The sequence below is a fragment of the Neobacillus niacini genome (assembly GCF_030817595.1).
Taxonomy (GTDB): Bacteria; Bacillota; Bacilli; order Bacillales; family Cytobacillaceae; genus Neobacillus; species Neobacillus niacini_G.
On record NZ_JAUSZN010000001.1, the window covers coordinates 1,154,909 to 1,174,462 of the forward strand.

The 19,554-nt window shown below is 38.7% G+C and carries 17 protein-coding genes, 1 pseudogene and 1 riboswitch; of the genes and pseudogenes, 3 read left to right on the plus strand and 15 right to left on the minus strand.

The window, feature by feature from the left end:
- Positions 1–47: 47 nt before the first annotated feature.
- The 15 genes from QFZ31_RS05815 to QFZ31_RS05885 all read right to left on the minus strand — a co-directional run bounded on the left by QFZ31_RS05815 (position 48) and on the right by QFZ31_RS05885 (position 15,721).
- Positions 48–1,211, minus strand: coding sequence for a Gfo/Idh/MocA family protein (locus QFZ31_RS05815; RefSeq protein ID WP_307301648.1), 1,164 nt, complete (start codon positions 1,209–1,211; stop codon positions 48–50).
- Between the two features lie 55 nt (positions 1,212–1,266).
- On the minus strand, positions 1,267–2,025 hold the full coding sequence (locus QFZ31_RS05820; protein WP_307301650.1) for a sugar phosphate isomerase/epimerase family protein: 759 nt from the start codon (positions 2,023–2,025) through the stop codon (positions 1,267–1,269).
- A 146-nt stretch (positions 2,026–2,171) separates the two neighbouring features.
- Entirely contained in the window at positions 2,172–2,993 is an 822-nt protein-coding gene (locus QFZ31_RS05825; RefSeq protein WP_307301652.1) for a sugar phosphate isomerase/epimerase family protein, read from the minus strand.
- Positions 2,994–3,002: 9 nt separating this feature from the next.
- Positions 3,003–4,166 carry a dihydrodipicolinate synthase family protein gene (locus QFZ31_RS05830; RefSeq protein WP_307301654.1) on the minus strand — a complete coding sequence of 388 codons (1,164 nt, stop codon included), beginning with the start codon at positions 4,164–4,166 and terminating at the stop codon, positions 3,003–3,005.
- The gene (locus QFZ31_RS05835) at positions 4,135–5,328 is read right to left on the minus strand and encodes a Gfo/Idh/MocA family protein (RefSeq protein WP_307301656.1); all 1,194 of its coding nucleotides are present in this window, start codon (positions 5,326–5,328) and stop codon (positions 4,135–4,137) included. The genes QFZ31_RS05830 and QFZ31_RS05835 overlap by 32 nt, the downstream gene beginning before the upstream one ends.
- A gap of 102 nt (positions 5,329–5,430) precedes the next feature.
- Positions 5,431–6,450: a Gfo/Idh/MocA family protein gene (locus tag QFZ31_RS05840; protein ID WP_307301658.1), complete on the minus strand. Its 1,020-nt coding sequence runs from the start codon at positions 6,448–6,450 to the stop codon at positions 5,431–5,433.
- A gap of 187 nt (positions 6,451–6,637) precedes the next feature.
- Positions 6,638–8,008, minus strand: coding sequence for an extracellular solute-binding protein (locus QFZ31_RS05845; RefSeq protein WP_307301660.1), 1,371 nt, complete (start codon positions 8,006–8,008; stop codon positions 6,638–6,640).
- A 41-nt stretch (positions 8,009–8,049) separates the two neighbouring features.
- The gene (locus QFZ31_RS05850) at positions 8,050–8,904 is read right to left on the minus strand and encodes a carbohydrate ABC transporter permease (protein ID WP_307301661.1); all 855 of its coding nucleotides are present in this window, start codon (positions 8,902–8,904) and stop codon (positions 8,050–8,052) included.
- Positions 8,905–8,924: 20 nt separating this feature from the next.
- On the minus strand, positions 8,925–9,875 hold the full coding sequence (locus QFZ31_RS05855; RefSeq protein ID WP_307301662.1) for a carbohydrate ABC transporter permease: 951 nt from the start codon (positions 9,873–9,875) through the stop codon (positions 8,925–8,927).
- A gap of 321 nt (positions 9,876–10,196) precedes the next feature.
- Positions 10,197–11,087, minus strand: a complete 891-nt coding sequence (locus tag QFZ31_RS05860) for an AraC family transcriptional regulator (RefSeq protein ID WP_307301663.1) — start codon at positions 11,085–11,087, stop codon at positions 10,197–10,199.
- 929 nt (positions 11,088–12,016) lie between these two features.
- Positions 12,017–13,036 carry a thiazole biosynthesis adenylyltransferase ThiF gene (locus tag QFZ31_RS05865; protein WP_307301664.1) on the minus strand — a complete coding sequence of 340 codons (1,020 nt, stop codon included), beginning with the start codon at positions 13,034–13,036 and terminating at the stop codon, positions 12,017–12,019.
- Positions 13,033–13,800, minus strand: a complete 768-nt coding sequence (locus QFZ31_RS05870) for a thiazole synthase (protein ID WP_307301666.1) — start codon at positions 13,798–13,800, stop codon at positions 13,033–13,035. The genes QFZ31_RS05865 and QFZ31_RS05870 overlap by 4 nt, the downstream gene beginning before the upstream one ends.
- A gap of 1 nt (position 13,801) precedes the next feature.
- Positions 13,802–14,005 (minus strand): sulfur carrier protein ThiS, encoded by a 204-nt coding sequence (thiS, locus tag QFZ31_RS05875; protein WP_179160392.1) that lies wholly within the window; start codon positions 14,003–14,005, stop codon positions 13,802–13,804.
- 11 nt (positions 14,006–14,016) lie between these two features.
- Positions 14,017–15,156 carry a glycine oxidase ThiO gene (thiO, locus tag QFZ31_RS05880; protein WP_373459902.1) on the minus strand — a complete coding sequence of 380 codons (1,140 nt, stop codon included), beginning with the start codon at positions 15,154–15,156 and terminating at the stop codon, positions 14,017–14,019.
- Positions 15,149–15,721, minus strand: coding sequence for a thiamine phosphate synthase (locus QFZ31_RS05885; protein WP_307301670.1), 573 nt, complete (start codon positions 15,719–15,721; stop codon positions 15,149–15,151). Before QFZ31_RS05885 ends, thiO begins: the two co-directional genes overlap by 8 nt.
- Before the next feature lie 167 nt (positions 15,722–15,888).
- Positions 15,889–15,997, minus strand: a riboswitch (TPP riboswitch).
- 684 nt (positions 15,998–16,681) lie between these two features.
- Here QFZ31_RS05885 and QFZ31_RS05890 point away from each other — a divergent pair.
- The 3 genes and pseudogenes from QFZ31_RS05890 to QFZ31_RS05900 all read left to right on the plus strand — a co-directional run bounded on the left by QFZ31_RS05890 (position 16,682) and on the right by QFZ31_RS05900 (position 19,044).
- Positions 16,682–16,981 (plus strand): hypothetical protein, encoded by a 300-nt coding sequence (locus tag QFZ31_RS05890; RefSeq protein ID WP_307301672.1) that lies wholly within the window; start codon positions 16,682–16,684, stop codon positions 16,979–16,981.
- A 144-nt stretch (positions 16,982–17,125) separates the two neighbouring features.
- Positions 17,126–17,605 (plus strand): annotated as a pseudogene (locus QFZ31_RS05895) (excinuclease ABC subunit A); the annotation flags it as partial.
- A 383-nt stretch (positions 17,606–17,988) separates the two neighbouring features.
- Complete coding sequence (locus QFZ31_RS05900) at positions 17,989–19,044, plus strand: NHL repeat-containing protein (protein ID WP_307301673.1); 1,056 nt, start codon at positions 17,989–17,991, stop codon at positions 19,042–19,044.
- The last annotated feature ends 510 nt before the right edge of the window (positions 19,045–19,554 follow it).

Genomic DNA, 19,554 nt, shown 5'->3' on the forward strand with positions numbered 1-19,554 from the left:
AGAATATAGGGGATATTCTGCTTTTCAAGTTTTATTAAACTAATCCTTTAATGTGTTCCTTGAATATTAAGTGTCCTATCAGCAACGATTTTCTTTTTGAATGTAGATGTTTTTATTTTCTCTTGCAATTTAGAATAGAAGAGATCTTCATTTATAGGGAGGTCTACCCAATCGTCTGTCCAGGCAGATAAATGCATAGCATTGGAAATTTCTAGCCCTTTGATTCCTTCTACGCCTGGCCCTAGTAATTCTTTGCCATGAAGGATTGCATTCACCCAGTTGGTGGTAATTCCTTTATGCTGTGTTGCTACACCTTTAATAGGGATATCAATCTTCCAGCATTCTGGCTCTCCAAATCCGCCTTTATATTCTCTATTAAACTCTCTTTCGGATTGCCTTAACCTCCAGAATGTCAATTTTCCATCTTCGACAACCAATTTTCCACGGTCCCCGGATATTTCGTAGCGATTGGTACCAGGAGCATCACCTGTTGAAGTAACGAATACTCCTGTTGCACCATTTTCGTATTCAACATAAGCCGTTACGTCATCTTCTACTTCAATAGTATGAAACTTACCAAACCCACAAAAAGCCCGAACTCGTTTCGGCATCAAGCCGCTCGTCCATTGCCATAAATCAAGCTGGTGTGGGTCTTGATTTGCGAGGACCCCGCCGCCTTCACCTGCCCATGTTGCTCTCCAACCGCCTGAATCATAATAGCTTTGAGAGCGGTACCAATCTGTTATAATCCAATTGGTACGTTTGATTTCCCCTAATTCCCCGCTTTGCACAAGGTCTCTTAGCTTTTGATACAAAGGATTGGTTCGTTGGTTAAACATAATTCCAAAAACTTTTCCACTTTTTTCAGCCACCTCATTCAATTCACGAACATTCTTGGTAAAAACACCAACTGGCTTTTCTACCAAAACATGCAGACCTTTTTGAAGGGCTTTTATCGCCAAAGGCGGATGATCATAATGCGGGGTTGCTACAATCACCGCATCAATATCACCGAATTCGAAAAATGCTTCGGTATTGTCAAACATTTGAATATTTTCACCTAATGTTTCTTTTGCCCATTTTAATCTCTCAGGGTTCTGATCACATACAGCTGTTAACACTGCCCCTGGTACTTCACCATTATTAAGATAGAGTGAATGGGAACTTCCCATATTGCCAATACCGATAATTCCTATTTTGACATTCTCCAAATTTTCCCTCTCCTTCATTCATAATTGGTTTGCAGTAAGCGCTTTTCGTATTGTTTTATTGAAATTGCTTAGAAAGTACTTTTAGGTTTTCTAAACTTGTTTGAAGACTATCCATTGGGTTACCAGGGCAGATATCCTGTTCCACTGCATACCATTCAACTCCTGATTTTTCACACCAATCTAGGATTGGAGCAAAATCAATCAATCCTGTTCCAACTTCCGCAAAGGTTTTTCTTTCATCTCTTGTCATGTCTTTTAAATGGATAATAGGCATTCGTTGTGCATAGGGTTGTAGAAATTGCAGCGGGTCTCTTCCGGCTTTTTTAATCCAAAACACATCAATTTCAGCCAAAATTTTATTCTCTGCTGTTGGTTCTAACAAGTATTCTAAAGAAGATTTCCCTTCTATCTCAGTGTCAAATTCAAAAGCATGGTTATGGTAGCTAATCCGATATCCAGGTGCTTTCTGGGCGACTTCATTTAAGAGAGTCTTTACTTTCTGATAACCTTCTCTGTTTCTTAAATTTTCAGGAATGTTTGGACAAACAATATCTTTTGTTTGATATAATCTGACTTCATCTAGAAGATTATCAAGATCGTTTTCCAGCCGGTCTATGGATATATGTATCCCGGCCGTACCAAGTTGATTTTCCTTTAGAGCTGCTACGATTTCTTCTGGATCATAGCTAGGCGGTAACGCCGACAACTGAACTCCGGCCCAGCCCATTTCCTTCAATTCTTTAAAAACTGGTACAATTCCCCTTTTTAATTCTTCTCTTAGCGTATACAATTGCGCAGCAAACTTATTTCTCATATCACTAGCTCCTTTTCTTATTACAGTGTAATAGCGTTATGTCTATATTAAACGGAATATTCAGAATAAACTTGGTTAAAGTTGTTTAATATAGGCTGATTTTTTACCCCTATTGCTATTTTTACGAGGAAATTCGTACTCAACTATTAAACATGTTCTAAATAGCGGGACTTCATTACTTTTAATACTTCATCTCCAGGCTGATTCCATATTCTTTGGTTGAAAATCTCTACTTCAATCGGACCTTTATAGCCCGTCTGCTCAACAGCATTTCTAATTTTTCTTATGTCAATGACACCATCACCCATCATCCCGCGCCCCATCAATAAATCGGGTGTCGGTACAATCCAGTCTGACACATGGAACCCAAGAATCCGTCCCTTTGCACGTGCAATTTGATTGTACAGGTCAGGATCCCACCACACATGGAAAACATCCACTACTACACCAACCTGTTCAGGCTGATATTGTTCGGCAATGGTATTTGCTTCATTAAGGGTAACAATGACACATCTTTCTGCAGCATACATCGGGTGTAACGGTTCAATTCCTAATTTGATCCCATAGTCTGCCGCAAATGGGACAATCTGCTCGATACCGTCTGCAACCATTTTTCTTGCTGTTGCAATATCCTTATCTGATGAAGGTCCGCATACAAGTACCAAAGTATCCGTCCCCAGTTCAGCTGCTTCTTCAATCGCCCGCTTATTATCATCGATTCGTTTTTGTCGTTCACTTTCTGTTGCTGCCGGAAACATACCGCCACGACAAAGGCTTGATACCTTAAGTCCAGCATCTTTCACCAACCGCTTACTATCTGCCAGGCCGATTTCCTCGACTTTGTGCCGCCATAAGGCAATCCAAGGGATTTCTTGCCGGACGCAGCCGTCAACGGCTTGACGTAGATTCCAGTTACCTGTCGTAATTTGATTCAAGCTTAATCGGTCAATGGTTGTTAAATGTTCCATTTGCCCCTCCTATTCGATCCCGGCCAGTTTGAGGACTAGCTTCATTCTTTCTGCAGCTAAATCTGGGTCTATAAGCAGCCCAGCTTGATCAGCCAGAACAAAAAGTTCTGATAAATGAGCAATTGTTCTGGCACTCTCAGCGCCGTTAATCATTCGAAAATGATTCTGATGACCATTCAAGTATGCCATGAATACAATTCCAGTTTTATACGAGTAAGTAGGAGTTTGGAAAATATGTCTGGATAATGGAACTGTTTTTTCTAATATGGACTCATAGGTATTCACGTCATCATGATCAAGGGCCGTTAGTGCTGCGGCGGCTGCCGGGGCGATTGCGTCAAAAATACCCAATAGGGCATGGCTAAACCCGTGATGGTCTCCTCGAATTAATTCAGGGTAGTTAAAATCATCGCCCGTGTACATCTTGACAGCTTCTGGTAATCGCCGTCTCATCTCAATTTCCTTATCAGCATCCAGAAGCGAGATTTTTATCCCGTCCACCTTATCCTGATTTTCCCAAATGATGTTTAAACAAACTTCCATTGCATCATACAGATTTTTATGTCCCCAGTACCCTGTTAAGGATGGGTCAAACATATCACCTAACCAATGTAAGATAACAGGTTGAGAAACTTGGGACAGGATATGGCTATAAACGCGAGCATAATCTTCCGGGCTCTTCGCATTTGCCGCTAATGCCCTGCTTGCCATTAAAATAATTTGACTACCCTGCTCTTCGATAAAAGCACACTGTTCTTCATAGGCTTCCATGATTTGTTCCATGGAGTATTTCCTATTGGGTATCAAATGATCGGTTCCTGCACCACAGGCTATCCTTCCGCCAACTGCATTTGCTTCCGCACTGGAACGTCTGATTAATTCCTTCGCACCCTCCCAGCTAAGTCCCATACCTCTTTGGGCGGTATCCATGGCTTCCGCAACGGAAAGACCCATGGACCAAAGATAATGCCGATAAGATAACGTATCTTCCCAATGAATCTGGGGGTTTCCTAACGGACATGCAACCGCTAATGAGTCACAAACAACATGAGCAGCGGAAAAAGCGGTCCTGCTTTGGAATTTCTTTTCAGGAATTTCAAAACTAGCAGTATTACCAGGTTCATAGTTTTCAAAAGAACCATTAGCTCTTAGCAGCTTTAACTTTTTCACCATTCGGTGTCCCTCCAATGGTCAGTTCCGGTACATCCACCCATCGTCTTTCCTTCCACGATTGGATACCAAGGTCAGATAATTGTGTTCCTTTTGCACCTTCTAATAAATCCCATGGAAATTCTTCATCAAGAACAATATGTTTTAAGAATAATTCCCACTGTACCTTAAAGCCATTATCATAGACATCGTTCGTCGGCATCTCCTGCCATTGATCTAGGAAAGAGATTGGATTCGCTATATCCGGATTCCAAACAGGCTTTGGCGTGTTGACACGATGCTGTGTCTTACAATCTCTTAATCCCGCAACCGCACTGCCTTCCGTTCCATCGACTTGGATGGTTAAGAGGTCATCTCGGTTTACGCGTACTGCCCAAGAAGAATTTGCTTGTACGATAATCCCTCCATCTAATTCGAATGTAGCGTAGGCTGCATCCTCTGCAGTGGCAGTATATATTTCATCTTCTTCATCCACCCGCTTTTGGATATGCGTGGCACCGATACAAGAGACAGCACGGACGTTTCCAAATAGATTGTCCAGGACATAGCGCCAATGGGCGAACATGTCGGAAATAATGCCGCCGCCGTCTTCTTTTCGATAGTTCCAAGAAGGACGCTGTGCTTGTTGCCAATCTCCTTCAAATACCCAGTACCCAAATTCCATTCGGACAGAGAGAATTTTACCAAAGAAGCCAGAATCCACTAATCTTTTTAACTTTAAAATTCCTGGGAGAAACAATTTATCTTGGACTACTCCATTTTTGACTCCCGCTTTATAAGCTAAGGTCGCAAGTTCTAAAGACTCCTCTAGTCCTACAGCTGTTGGCTTTTCACAATAAATATGTTTCCCAGCCTTTATTGCCTTGCGAATCGCCTCAGCACGTCTAACAGTTGTTTGGGCATCAAAATAAATGATATTATGTTCATCGGAAAGACATTCATCTAAATTGGTACTCCAACGAGCAATATTGTGTTTACTCGCTAACGATTTTAATTTTTCTTCATTTCTTCCTACTAAAATGGGATCAGGCATAATGACAACACCGTTTTTACAAGCGACTCCTCCCTGTTCCCGAATGGCAACAATGGATCGAATAAGATGTTGATTGGTCCCCATTCGGCCGGTAACACCGTTCATAATAATTCCAACATTAACTATAGACATAATTTTCTCCTTTCACTTAAAAACTACTATTTGGGATCATCTAGGGTAAGCTATCTGCAAGTATTTCTTCGCTAACAGTATGTTGATTCCGCTTTCATCGTTTTATATGCTAGCTTCTAAACTTTGCATCTTGACTTCTCTTTTTAGTTCTGATGATTTAACGATACTGTCAATCATTTTCATTGACGGAAGGGCATCTTTGACGTGGACATACTCGTTCGTATTCTCGACAATACACTCATAGAATTTATTAATTAATTTCATATGACTTGCACCGTAATAGAATTTTGAGCCTGGCATCTTGGTGTCTTCGATCAATTCTACTTTTTTACCTTCTTCATCCAGCTTCGTTAGAATACTATCCTTAATGGTGAATTTCTGTTTCTCAAAAACTACCTGAAGCTCGACACTGGAATTATTTGCATTGGCTATGGTCGCAAAAAAGAATCCTTTCGCCCCATTTTCAAATTGAATAAATGCTGTGGCAGTATCTTCGATTTCTACCCCATAATCTAGAAGCTGATCGACGGACCCTCGAATGGATTTAATTTCGCCGCCAAGCAGCTGCATTTGATCCAAAGTATGAATGGATTGGTTGATCATCACTCCACCACCCGCAAATTCCAATTTCCCCCGCCACGGTTTATTATCATAATAAGATTTTGGTCTAGCCCATGTAACTAGCCCCTTGATACCCAACACCTTTCCATATTGTTCGCTTTCAACTATTTTCTGCAGTACTTCAAATGTCTCATTGAAACGGTTTTGGAAGCAAACACATATTTTAATATCTTTATACTGTTCCTCTAGTTTGACGAGGGCAGTTCCTTCTACCGAATTCAATGCCAGAGGCTTTTCTTGAAATACGTGAACACCCTTTTCAACACATGCTTTTGTTACGGGATAATGAAGATAGTGCGGCAAACAAATATGTACGCAATCCAACACTTCTTTTTCCAGCATATCTTGAAAATCAGTATAAAAGTTCACACCTGGCACGATATCTTTCCTTGTTTCATCGATATCACAAACTGCCACCAACTCTGCACTCGTATTTCCCTTTATAGCGGATAGATGAACACTCGAAACATCTCCAAGTCCAATCACGGCAACCTTTAGCATAAGTCACACTCCCTTATCCTTTTAGTATTTTTCAAAGTATACTTTCTATCTATGAAAATAATGAACAATCATTATGAAAAGAAGTAACTGTATACTATTTCTTTACAGTTACTTCTTCACCAAGGTACTGCTCTAGCAATCTGCTAGTTTATCATCTGGTCTGCTTCTCAACTTTAATGCCCCGAAATTAACGATTTTCAACCCATTCCGTGCTCTCTTTTTGAGCTTTTTTAAGTGCATCTTCCGCACTTCTATTTCCAGTTAATGCAGCCTCAATTTCAGAGGTTAAGATAAAGCGTGGCTGTGAAGATCCCCATGGGTATCTAGGAGTCATTGGTGTTTCCATTGCTTTAAATACTGGAAGCATTAATGGCATTTCTTTCACACTATCCCATTCAGTTGCGGATTTAACTGCTGGGATTGCTCCATATTCTTCAAAAACAAATTTTTGGACGAAATCGCTCGTAGCAAATTTTACCCATTCCCAAGCTAATTCTTTATTTTTACTACTTTTCGCAATGGTAATCGGACTACCTGCAAATAATCCTCCACGACCTTCATCATTTTTAAACTCATTAACAATTCCGAGTCGGTCTCCAAGTCCTTGGGCATAAGCTGGTTTAACGGTATCCCCAGGTCCTTGGTTTAACATAATGGCAATATTGTTATCCTTTGATAACCATTTTTCATTCCCTTGGTTACTAACGATTCCCTTTGGTGCATATTTTTGCATTTCCAGCAGCCAATTTAATCCATTTAGCATTTCTGGTGAATCAAAGTTAAACTTAACTTCATCCCATGCAAAACCTGTTCCCCATGTACCGTTTTGTCCTTCAGCAAGATCAACAAGTGTGAAAGCAGAAGACCAATCCCCACGGAACCAAATTCCATAGTTTTGTTCACCGGTTTTTGGATTCTTTCCTGTCATCTGTTTTGCTTTTTCTGCAATCTCTTCCATTGTTGGGTTTTCAGATGGATATTCTACGCCCCAGTCGTCAAATATCTTCTTATCGAAGGAAATAAAACGGGTATCTCCCAAAAACGGAAGTCCAAAAATATCCAATTCCTTACTATCTGGTCCCAAAGCCTTCCATCCATCCACTTGGTTATCAATGAAGATATCTAGGCTGAATTCTTTGTCTTTTTCAATCCACGGCTGTAATGGTTCTAGTACACCTTGTGGAGCAAAATCTGCGACACCAGGCATTTGGTACACGTCGGCTTCACCAGAAGTGATCATCGCCTGCGTTTTCTCTGTATATCCTTCCCATGGCATTAAAACAAAGTCAACTGTTGCTCCAGGATGCTGCTTTTCGAACTCCTCCTTTACTACTTTCATGCCTTTTGCTGTCTCACCAGTAACAGGATCTGTCTTGTCTTCCATCGCAAAGTCACCAATCATCTGGACCCTAATTTTTTGTCCTGCCCATTTTCCTTCTGTTTTACTGGTTGAAGAAGAACTATTTGATTTCGGAACACAGCCCACAAGTGCAAAGCTCAATAACAACATCATCGTAATAAATAAAGTGACCTTCTTCTTGTAAATACCTCTACGCATTTCCTTACCCCCTATTCATTTCTTTAATTAAAACTAATAAACTATTCACCCTTTACCCCGCTTAGTGCAATACTTTGGATAATGTATCGTTGTAGAAAAAGATACAAGATGATGATTGGTAGAATACTAACGGTTGCGAGAGCCATCGTTAAGCCCCCTAAACTTGAACCATTCTCTAGAGAGAAACTCGCTAGATAAAGAGGAACGGTTTGTAATTCTAAATCGTTCAGCACAACTAATGGCCACATGAAGTCATTCCAGCTCCAAATAAAGGCTAAAATCACCATTGTTGCTGCGATCGGTCCGGCAAGTGGCAAATAGACACGGAAGAAAATTTTAAATTCACCGGCTCCATCAATTTGGGCAGCCTCCCGAAGCGTATCCGGCAACTGATCAAAGAACTGTTTACAAAGGAAAATCAACATGCCGCTAATAATAGAGGGAAGAACCAATGGATAATACGTGTTCAATAAATTCATTTTATTAAACAAGGTATATAAGGGGATTAACCTCGGCTCCATTGGAATCATGAGCGTACAAAGTACAACAATAAACAAGATTTTCTTTCCCTTGAATTTCCCCTTAGAGAACGCATATCCTGCCAGAAGGGAGGCAGAAACTCCCAAAATCACAGAACTCACTGTAACAATGGTTGAGTTTATATACGATTTAATAAGTCTTCCATTCTCAAATACGATTCCATAGTTGAATTTTGAAGGTTCCTCTGGTATTAATCGAGGTGGAAAAGGCATTGAAATATTGGCTGTTCTATCAAAACCTACACTAACCATCCATATAAATGGAGCCATAAGCACGACACCGAAAATTAATAGAATAAGAAACTTAATAATGGATGTAATCTTTTCCATTTTCTTCATAGACATTGTGCTATTCAATAGAGTCCCTCCTCTCTAGCTTATATTTTCATTTTCGAGACTTTGAGATTAATAAAGGTAAAAATCAGGATAATAATGAACATAATATATGTGGCAGCGGATGCGATACCAAATTCAAATCCTGTAAAACCACGCTCATAAATAAAGGCTCCCATGGTTTGGATTGAACGAGCAGGACTTCCATTTGGTCCGCCAACGACGTAAACCTCATTGAAACGCTGAAGAGCACCAATCCAACCAGTGATTAATAAGAAGGCAAACGTTCCAGTCATGTTTGGAATGGTGATAAATAACCATTGTTGGATTCCACTTGCCCCGTCAATTTTAGCTGCCTCATACATTTCCGACGATATGGCTTGAAGATTGGCAAGACAGATAATAATAACAAAACCAATCCAATGCCAAACCGCCAGCAAAATTACACCCCATTTAGAAGTGGCAGGATCTGAAAACCAGCCTGGTGTTGGTAATCCTAAAGAACCAAGAATATAATTTAGTATCCCCATTTCGGGGTGTAAAACAAATTGAAAGATCATGGCTGCCGCAACAATTGAAGTGACATTTGGCAGAAAGTATAAGACCTTAAAAAAGTTTTTCCCTTTTGACACAGAGTTGATAAGTGTTGCAAATATAAATCCTAGTGGAATGGTGATAATGATTTGAAAGATACCGATATAAAAGGTATTCCAAACGGAATTCCAAAAAGGACCTGAAGTTAATACAGTACGAAAGTTAGCCAGTCCCGTAAAGGTCTCAATCGTGCCATTTGATTTAAAAAAACTTAATCTTAGTGATTCTGCGATAGGATAGACCATAAACAGTAGAATACCTAAAAAGCTTGGGATTAAGAAAATATACCATGTCCATTGTGAATTTCTTTTTTTCTGTTTCATCGTTTTAGACTCTGTGTGAGTGTTTGTATTCACACTTTGAGTGGCTGTATTGGCCGCATCCATGCTGTTATTCGGCATAAATATCTCCTTTCTTGATTAGAATTCCTTTACCGTTTTAATTCTTGGTCATTTAACCGTTCATTAATGACAACGCTTTCAAACTAACCTAAAAATTTTTTTCATATGTAGGCGTTGCTTTAACTACTGCCTTTTTTATCTCCTTTTGATAACGCCCTCCTGTTTCTGTTAAGTATCATTCTAGTAAATCTAGCAGATACAATTTAAACTTCTGATTAAATTGTATAAAAATTTAGAATATTTCGCTTGTTTATAATTGTGTTATTTTGACTTTAATTTGTCATATGTTGCTGTTTTGCTATTTTTCCTAGTGCCAATGCTTTATTTTGAAGACGCTGAATGTTTCCTGATTGCTCTACTATTTCGATATTCTGTTGGAGTAATATTCATTTGTTTTCGAAAAAAACGACTAAAATGAGATGAATCTTCAAAACCCGATTCTAAGGCTACTTCATGTATGGATTTTCCCGGGTGAATCTCCAGCAAGTATTTTGCCCGGTTGATCCGACAAGTCATTAAGTATTGCATAATGGTATAACCTGTAACATCTTTAAAAATCCTAGCCATATGGTATTTACTTAAATTTAAATTATCTGCAATACTGTCTAACGTAATCGAACTGTTAAAATTCTTTTCAATCCAGGGTATAATCCGTTTTACATGAGTATTCTTTTCCGTTTCGATTGGAGGTATTTTTACGAGCTGCTGTTTGCTTAATTCATAGATTTTAAATAGAAGTTGTACGAATAAAGTGGAAATTTCACCATTTCGCAAACGACTTTCTACACTATTTTCTTTATGGAGCAATGTATTCGGATCTTTGCATGCGATTTTTCTTATTAACTCCTTAATTTCTACTAATTTCTCTTTGTCTATTCCCCGAAATAAAGTATTACTAAGCTGGTTAAACGGATTTAATAATTCAGGAACTTTTAAGTTGATTAATATAGGTCGTAACCATTCAGATGAAAACTCAATTACGCTTCTTTCATATGGGATACCTGGTTCTGGGTATGCTCTGTGCAAGGTTAAACCATTCATGATAATAATATCGTCTTCTTGCAAAGGATAAATATGGTCACCAATTAAATATTTACAGTTACCACCATGGAAATAATAAATTTCATATTGTTCGTGTGAGTGGTAACTAAAAGCTTCATGCGAGTTGACGGTGTCGACCAATCGAAAGTTTGCATTTATTTTCTCATCCAAACCTAATTCCTCCTCTTTTTACGACAATAAGATCCATTACTTTAAATGCATCATACTTCTCTCATTTCATTAATATATAACTGCCGTCGTTTTTGTTAAGCTAAAATTTTATTCTCTTAACTTCTTATAATTACCTCCTTAAATTCTCAAAATTCAAAAAAGTTAAGACTATACTCACATTCTTCCAGCTATCAAACGGGATAATAGACGGTTAAATATAGGAATAAAAAATAGCCCAGGGAGCCCTTGCCCTAGACATTTATAGATTATATGTTTAGACAGATGCAGAAATCAGTCAGCGAGTTATTGACTTCATCATAGTGAAACTTAAGCAATTTAGAGCCATTCAATATAGAAAATATTCAAATTTCAGCGGCGGGAGACGACTTATCGTTAGTGGAACTAGATCGTTATAAAGACAAAGAGGCTGTAAGAAGCCACATTCAATCTCTTAAAAAGTCATCTGAAGCTTCATCTGAGTGAAGTCACTGATGTCATCCAATTCTCAAAGAAACATAAAACATTTATCTAAAACTAAGCTTTTCTCTTTTGGAGTACCCACATAGGAATAGTTCTTAACGATTAATGTGGTTTTTTCAAAATAATCCATTCAACGTTGGTGCTATTGAGATTTTGGGGCTTTGGAAAGCTCATGCCGTTGCTAATTCTTGTATAATAGTATAAAACAACAAAAAATAGAGTGCTAAAGCATTTGAAGCTTTAGCACTCTATTTATAATGTTATGTTTATTTTCTTCTAAAAAGTTTTGATCTAAAAGTGTCTCTTGCCAAAATCAAACACAAAATAGCACTGATTAAAAATAGGAAGTCTATATAAAAATTCCTGTCACTAATCGAATTTTGTCGCATTTGACAAGTGACAGGTACCTTTATGACTACGAATCAAAAGTTAGCGGTTGAACATTCTATTTAACCGAAGTATTTATGGTATAGCGACTTTGCTTCTGTAATATCCTTTGTTCCGTGCACTAATACCCTTCCGTCTTTAAAAATGACTAATCGGTGAGTATTCACTGTATACGATAATAGGTAAGGATTTCGCTGTACCGTTCCCCCTTGATTCATGAATAGTTTTTCTAAAGCTTCCAAATTACGTACAACAGGAACGGAAGGTCGTATCTGGACAGAATCTCTTCCACAAAGTACAGCTGACTTTGTTTGATTTTCAAAGGATAAAAATGGATAAGAGCGTTTTACTCCACAAGTAGGGCAATCCTCATTTTTTAATTTATCTACATTTATGGAAGTATAATGGTTTTTCCATACATCAAAAGAAACCAGTTTGTTTCTTAATGAATCCCAATCACCGACCAAAATTTTTAATGCTTCACTTAGTTGATGAGAAACAACCATGCTAACCGCTGGATTAATAATTCCTGCTGTATCACACGTTAACCCTCCTAGCGGAACTGTTTCTAGTATACAAGATAGGCAAGGCGTTTTTTCTGGAATAATGGTGTAGGATATTCCGTAGCTTCCGACGCAAGCACCGTAGATCCATGGGACTCCATACTTTTGTGAAACATCGTTTATGATCATTCTTGTTTCGAAATTATCAGTGGCATCAATGAAAAGATTCACTTTTTCAGCCCAAGTTTCAAGCTCTAGGACTGAGGCATCCGCAATGATTGCCTCAATGTGCACAGTAGAGTTAATGTCTGTTAAACGATTTTTAGCAGCGATTACTTTTGGAATTCGATTTTTGGCATCATCCTCTGTATATAATTGCTGCCGCTGTAAATTAGACCATTCTACATAATCACGATCAACAATGGTTAGTTTACCAATTCCAGCACGGACGAGTGCTTCGGCACTTGCTGTTCCAAGTGCCCCAGCTCCTATTATGAGTACATGCTTATTGAAAATTCGTTGTTGTCCATCTTTTCCAATAGGTGAAAATAGTTCTTGTCGTGAGTACCGATTATTCACCCGATACTCATTCCTTCCTTTGGACTGCTTGCTGCAGCATATCTCTTTTTCTCGATTCGACCGGCTTCATAGCCTAATCGTCCAGCTTCAATCGCTAATCTCATTGCTTTTGCCATTTTTACCGGATCCTTAGCTGCTGAAACAGCCGTATTTAATAACACACCATCGGCTCCTATTTCCATAGCAAATGCAGCATCAGCTGGTGAGCCAATACCAGCATCCACGATAACGGGAACAACCGCTTGTTCGATAATAAAGCTAAGGTTGACAGAATTGATGATACCTTGACCTGAACCTATCGGTGAGGCCCCTGGCATGATAGCATGGCAGCCTGCTTCTTGAAGTTTCCTAGCTAAAACTACATCGTCGGAAGTATAGGGGAGGACAATAAAGCCTTCCTTCACCAATTCTACCGTTGCCTTTAGGGTTTCAATCGGGTCAGGAAGTAAGGTTTTATCACAGCCGATCACTTCCACTTTAATCATATCGCATAGGCCTGAAGCTTTCGCTAGTTTTGCGATCCGGACAGCCTCTGCTGCTGTTTTCGCTCCTGCAGTATTTGGCAGCAGCCTATATTTATTGGTATCTAGCTGTTCTAAAAAATTCGGCTGGCTTGCTTCAAAAATATTCATTCGTCTAACCGCAAACGTAAGAATTTCTGCTTCGGAAACTTCCACCGCTTCCTTTTGGATTTCAAAGCTTGGATACTTTCCCGTTCCAAGTAACAAACGAGATTGAAAGGATAATGAACCGATTTTTAACATATCAACCGCCTCCTACAAAATGGACTATTTCGATTCGATCTTTATCTGATAATCTAGTACTTTGGTGTTCTACCTTGTTTACGATTTCACCATTTACTTCCACAATAACGACTCTATTATGGATTTCATAATGTTTCAGAACATCGGAAATAAATACTACATGTTCTGGTAATTGGATTAACTCCCCATTTAATATTACCCTCATGTTATTACCTCCTATCGTACTTTTTCTTTGTGTCTTTCTAATTGAAAAGCTGAGAGTAGATCATCATCTAGCACATTGCCTGTTAATAAATCAGCTACTAGTTTCCCTGTAATAGGGCTTAATAAAATCCCATTTCTAAAATGCCCAGCAGCAACAAATAACCCCTTCCATCTTGGATGCTCACCAATATAAGGAAGTCCATCTCCTGTCTGAGGCCGAATTCCAGACCACACTCGCTCCCATGCAGCATCCTTAATCTGCGGAACCAGTTGAGTGGCTCTTTCTATTAATCTTGCGATACCCTTAGGTGTAACCGTGTTATCATATGTATCTTCAATCATGGTCGCACCGATATAAATTTCCCCATTTCGTTTTGGTACGAGATAACATCGTTTATCTGAAAAAATCGTTGTGTTGATAATCGGCTTTTCCGTCCTAATCGAAAAGCATTCGCCTTTTACTGGATACACACGAATATCAATTCCTGATTCACGCATTAATTTTGCAGACCAAGCTCCAGTGGCAACGACAACTTGATCACAGTTTACAATGCCATTAGTGGTAATAACGCCTTTTACCTGACTGTTTTCAAATTTAAAAGAGAGGACCTCCGTATTTTGACGTATTTCCGCTCCAAAATTGACTGCTGCTTTTGCAAAAGCTTGTGTTAACTTTGCTGGCTGCACATGACCATCATTAGGGAGATACATCCCACCAGCTAAACTCGGTGACAGGGATGGCTCCATTTCTCTTAATTCCTTTGTATCCAGCCATTTTATTGCTGGATCCCACTTCCTTTGAAAGGTGACCTGTTTTTTTACTTCTAATGCGATTTCTTCAGATTCTGCAATTTTTAACATTCCTTTATTCACATACTCGATATCGACTCCGCTGTATTCAAATAACTCACAAGAGAGAGTAGAAAACATCTTCTGACTTTTTAAAGCCATCTGGAATAACGGACCGTCTTGTTCCAGCTCCGCTTGTGCTGCCAGCATTCCCGCAGCTGCACTTGAAGCTTGGCAAGCCAATTGATTCTTCTCAATAATGATTACTTTTCTTCCTATTTTTGATAGCTGATAGGCAATCGAGGCTCCGTTAATTCCTCCTCCGATTATGGCAACATCAAATGAATTTTCCAATTTATCCACCTCCATTATTTAATGCCTTACTATAAGCCTTTACTGCCAATAATGGGTCATGCGCTTCTAAAACACCAGACATGACAGCAATCCCTTTTGTCCCTCCCTGAAGAACCTGCTCCGTATTATCAGGTGTTATCCCTCCAATGGCAATAACATCAATATCTAGTTTTGATAGCTTTTTTAATTCCTCAAGGCCTTTTGGGATCTTACCTGGTTTTGATTGAGAATGGAAAACATGTCCGTATAGAACATAATCTGCACCCTTCTCTTTTGCATTTAGACCTTCCGGATAGGAATGGATAGAACTCCCTATCCTAAGCTGAGGAAAGTTTTCTTTTACGCTTGCTGCATCTAAACTGTGAAAGGCTAATTGAACGCCTCTGGCCCCTGTTACTAATGCAACATCTGCCCGGTCATTAATCATGATCTTTGACGGTGGTATGTTATTTTTTGTTAAAAGTTCGACTAATTGAAATAGTTCCCTAGCAGTTTTTTGTTTTTCTCGTAAATGAATGGCAGTTATATATGGGTGAATATCCTTTACAATTTCCCCTAACTGTTCGATTGCCATTTTACCATTGGATATAATATGTAACTCTTTCCCTTTAACACTCGTTAAAATACAAGTCCCCCCTATTTGAAGATGCTACTTATCTATGAAGTTAAGTAAACAACAAAAAACCACTTCCTATAGTAAGAAAGTGGTCGAAAATTTGAAATAAAGCATTTGCTCTCCAAATATCGAATTTTCCACTTCCCTACGCTGGTATAACCCAGATCAGGTTCATAGAGTCCCGAAGTATCACTTCAATCTCAGCCTTTTATAAAGGCACCTCTAGCGGATTTGATTCATTTATTCACTTGAAATAATTACCTTACATGGTTAATGTTAGCACGTTGATTAGAAATGTCAAACTATTTCTTTCCACGAAACAATAGCTGCTAGAGGTCTCCTTGTTTCTGGATGAAGATGGATGTCGCTTCCACAATATGTCCCCAGTAAGGAAGGTCTCTTGACAGACAACAAATGATCTGATGAATGCCGACTGGCAGACCAGTTAATTCTTTTATTTATTGTATAATACAATTATTTACAATATATTTACAAAAAATAGGAATTTTATCCTTTCTAGAGTTTCCCAAATTCTGATATAGTTTTTTTGTATAGTAAATGAATATTTTAAATATTTCTTTTATTAACAATATATAACTAAAGGAGGTGCATCAAATTTTGGGTGTAAGACCGCATGTTAAAAACAAAAAGAACAAATCAAAATCATACATAAGTCCCTTTGTCGAAAAATATGGGAGTTTTCAGGAATCTCTAAGACCCGAAGAAAGATATCTTTGTTTCTTTGATGGGACCGCTTATTCCCTTTTTAATAGGTTATTTAATATTTACTTTATCTCAAAATGAACTAATTCAGATTGTAGGCATCATATGGATGTTTAATCTTTTTACTCTTTTTTCAACAGATGGTAAAAATATAAGAGATAATATGAAAAAAATTATGGGAGGGGCGATTTTAAAATGAAAAAGCGAGTGATTGTCGCAAATGTTTTTATAGTGAGCTCGATTATTTTTACGATTATTATGGTTGTAACACTTGCAATGGTAGATCTTAAATTAGGGACAAAAATAGGCGAAGGAGTCTTTTATATTAAAGGACATTATAAAGAAATGACGGAGATTGGCGGAGAAATGAAAAGTACCATTGTTACGGAACAAGGTCCTGGGGTTATCACCGTTCCTTTAGCTCTTAGTCTCTTAATAACTCTAATCGTAGCGATATTCCTTCCGAAAAAAATGAAGGATGAAAAAGTGGTATAGTAACTCCCCTACCCCATTCAATAAAAAAATAATATCAAGATGTATTGTAAAAAGAATAGAAAATGTAAAAAATCCTATCCATAAGAATCGTGGTTAGGATTTTTATTGTTTACTGTAAAATATTTAAACGAAAGAGGTGTTTATATGGAAAGAATCATTATAAAAGGCGCGAAAGAAAACAACTTAAAGAATGTTAATTTAGAAATACCTAAAAATAAATTTAGTTGTTTTTACAGGGCTATCAGGTTCAGGAATATCATCATTAGCCTTTAATACTATTTATGCAGAAGGTCATAGCAGATAAGTAGAAAGAATGTCAGCTTATGCTAGACAATTCTTAGGTCAGTTAGAAAAACCAAAAGTGGATTCGATAGACGGTCTCTCTTACCATTGCTTTTGACCAAAGTACAGCTTCTAGAAATCCGCGTTCAGCCGCAGGAACGGTAACTGAAATCTATGATCATTTACGTTTATTGTATGCTCGTGTCGGTACCGTTTATTGTCCGCGTGGACATGGTGAAATAAAATCACAAACTATTACTGAAATTGTCGATCAAATTATGTCGCTTGAAGAAGGTACCAGATTATAAACATCTCGCTCCTGTGATTGAGGAAGAGAACGGTTGATGTCTCTGTTAAAGTATCTGCTTTGATTCTGGCAATTAACGGATGTATGTTTTGGAGGTATGTTTATTAATTTTTATGAATCATTACTAAAGAGTAGACCTGTATACACACTAATATTTATTCATACTTGTAAAGCGACGCATACTGTACTAACGGAGCAGTTTAATTGAAGCAGGCATCTCACATCTACCTCATCTCATTAACAATGAAAGGAGCAAGGTAAGAGTTAGTTGACCATTTGGTGTGTACAACGTTAAGTTATAAATGTGTTTTTTTATCAGAGTGTTTGTCCCATACAAAAATCTCTCAAACGAATAGATTAAATAATAGATTTAATAATATTTTTAAATCTATTATTAATAGAAGGGAGTTTTTCTGGAATGAAACGACATGACTATCTTTACATTGGTGACGGCTTCGACAACACCGTGAAGACATTTGATGCAGAATCGGGCAGGTTTCTCGGAAGATTTGTTCCATCAGGTGACCAGGGATTAAACGGTCCCCGAGGGCTTATCTTCGACCATAATGGTAATCTCCTTGTTACTAACCAAAACGTAGAGCCTCCACCTCCTCCAGCACCTCAAAATGGAAGCATTTTAAAGTACGATGGACACACTGGACAGTTTCAAGGATTTCTCGTCAGTCCCAATGACCCTAACGCCCCGTTCGCCCCGCGCGGTATCGTGCTTTCGAAACAAAATATTCTGTTTGTGGCAGACACTATTGTACAGACCGGACTGAATGGAGAAGTGCGGACATATGATGGTACCACTGGGGTGTTTCAGGGGAATCTTGAACACCCGCCTACAGGAGAGTTTTTTCCTCGAAGTGTAGTAATTGGTCCAGACGGCTTGTTATATGTGTCCGTCCGCAATAACCCTAATACTGCAGAAGGTCAACTCGGTGGACGGGTAGTGCGCTATAATCCGAAGACCAGGGAATTCATTGATGTGTTCATTGAGGGTGATTCCATCCCCGATTTTAACCGTCCGGAAGGTTTGGTCTTCGGTCCTGATGGCAACCTCTATATCACCAGTTTCAGAAGGGACCCGAATGACACGGACAAAATTCTTATCTTCGACCGTAAGGGCAGGTTTCTTGACAAGATTAATCTCTATGCTGTCGGACAGCCCCGCGCCTTTGCGCAGGCTATCCTGTTTGGTCCAAACGGCAAACTGTTTGTCCCTATTACAGGACCGGGTCCCGCCGTTACTGGCCAGCCTTTGGGACCTGATACAGGTTCTGTACGTCGCTACAACATTAAGACCAAAACATTTGATGTGTTTGTGCGTCCGGCTCTTCTGGGAGGACCGTTAACGGAGCCGTGGTATCTGACCTTTGGCAAAACGGACCCTGCAACACTAGCTTACGGGCATGACAAGGAAGAAAGCAGCGACCATGATCACCACCATGATGATGAAAGCAGTGACTAGAATAGTAGTTAAAATTTGAATATATAAGGAAAGACCGCTACTTGTGTTTAGATAGCGGTTTTTCTTTGGACAAGGTGTAACTTTTCTAAAAGGTCTATGATTTGTTTTAAAGTATTCCTTACAGCGAGGTGAGATCGCCAAGTTTCTAACATCACACAGGTCAAGGTGGTTCTCACGATACAGGTATTACATCTTTATTTTCTTCATGGAGAATGTGAAGAAATGTACTTACGCTTACAGGTAGCTTTAGCTCTATAAAGAGTAAAAATATAGAGCCTAAAATATGCAAGTTTGTATGCACTACTTGCGTATTTTGGCTCTTTCTATATTCATCAAACATACTGCCGTTTATAGCATTTTTTAACCGCCAAATACAGATAGCTGATTTCTCTTCTATAGGATTCAGTAAGATTAAAATCCTTTGTGCTGAATATTTGCACTCTCTTCATTTAGAATTCCCATTTTTCTAATATGTGCTCAGGTTTTTTCATCACCTAAGTCATAAAGCAT

Coding starts and splice junctions, on each gene's coding strand:
- QFZ31_RS05855 (WP_307301662.1), bottom strand. CDS start 9,875: ATGCCGAATAACAGCATGGATGCGGCCAATACAGCCACTCAAAGTGTG.
- QFZ31_RS05885 (WP_307301670.1), bottom strand. CDS start 15,721: ATGGCAATCGAACAGTTAGGGGAAATTGTAAAGGATATTCACCCATAT.
- QFZ31_RS05840 (WP_307301658.1), bottom strand. CDS start 6,450: ATGCTAAAGGTTGCCGTGATTGGACTTGGAGATGTTTCGAGTGTTCAT.
- QFZ31_RS05900 (WP_307301673.1), top strand. CDS start 17,989: ATGAAACGACATGACTATCTTTACATTGGTGACGGCTTCGACAACACC.
- QFZ31_RS05825 (WP_307301652.1), bottom strand. CDS start 2,993: ATGGAACATTTAACAACCATTGACCGATTAAGCTTGAATCAAATTACG.
- QFZ31_RS05835 (WP_307301656.1), bottom strand. CDS start 5,328: ATGTCTATAGTTAATGTTGGAATTATTATGAACGGTGTTACCGGCCGA.
- QFZ31_RS05870 (WP_307301666.1), bottom strand. CDS start 13,800: ATGTTAAAAATCGGTTCATTATCCTTTCAATCTCGTTTGTTACTTGGA.
- QFZ31_RS05890 (WP_307301672.1), top strand. CDS start 16,682: ATGAAAAAGCGAGTGATTGTCGCAAATGTTTTTATAGTGAGCTCGATT.
- QFZ31_RS05830 (WP_307301654.1), bottom strand. CDS start 4,166: ATGGTGAAAAAGTTAAAGCTGCTAAGAGCTAATGGTTCTTTTGAAAAC.
- thiS (WP_179160392.1), bottom strand. CDS start 14,005: ATGAGGGTAATATTAAATGGGGAGTTAATCCAATTACCAGAACATGTA.
- QFZ31_RS05820 (WP_307301650.1), bottom strand. CDS start 2,025: ATGAGAAATAAGTTTGCTGCGCAATTGTATACGCTAAGAGAAGAATTA.
- QFZ31_RS05845 (WP_307301660.1), bottom strand. CDS start 8,008: ATGCGTAGAGGTATTTACAAGAAGAAGGTCACTTTATTTATTACGATG.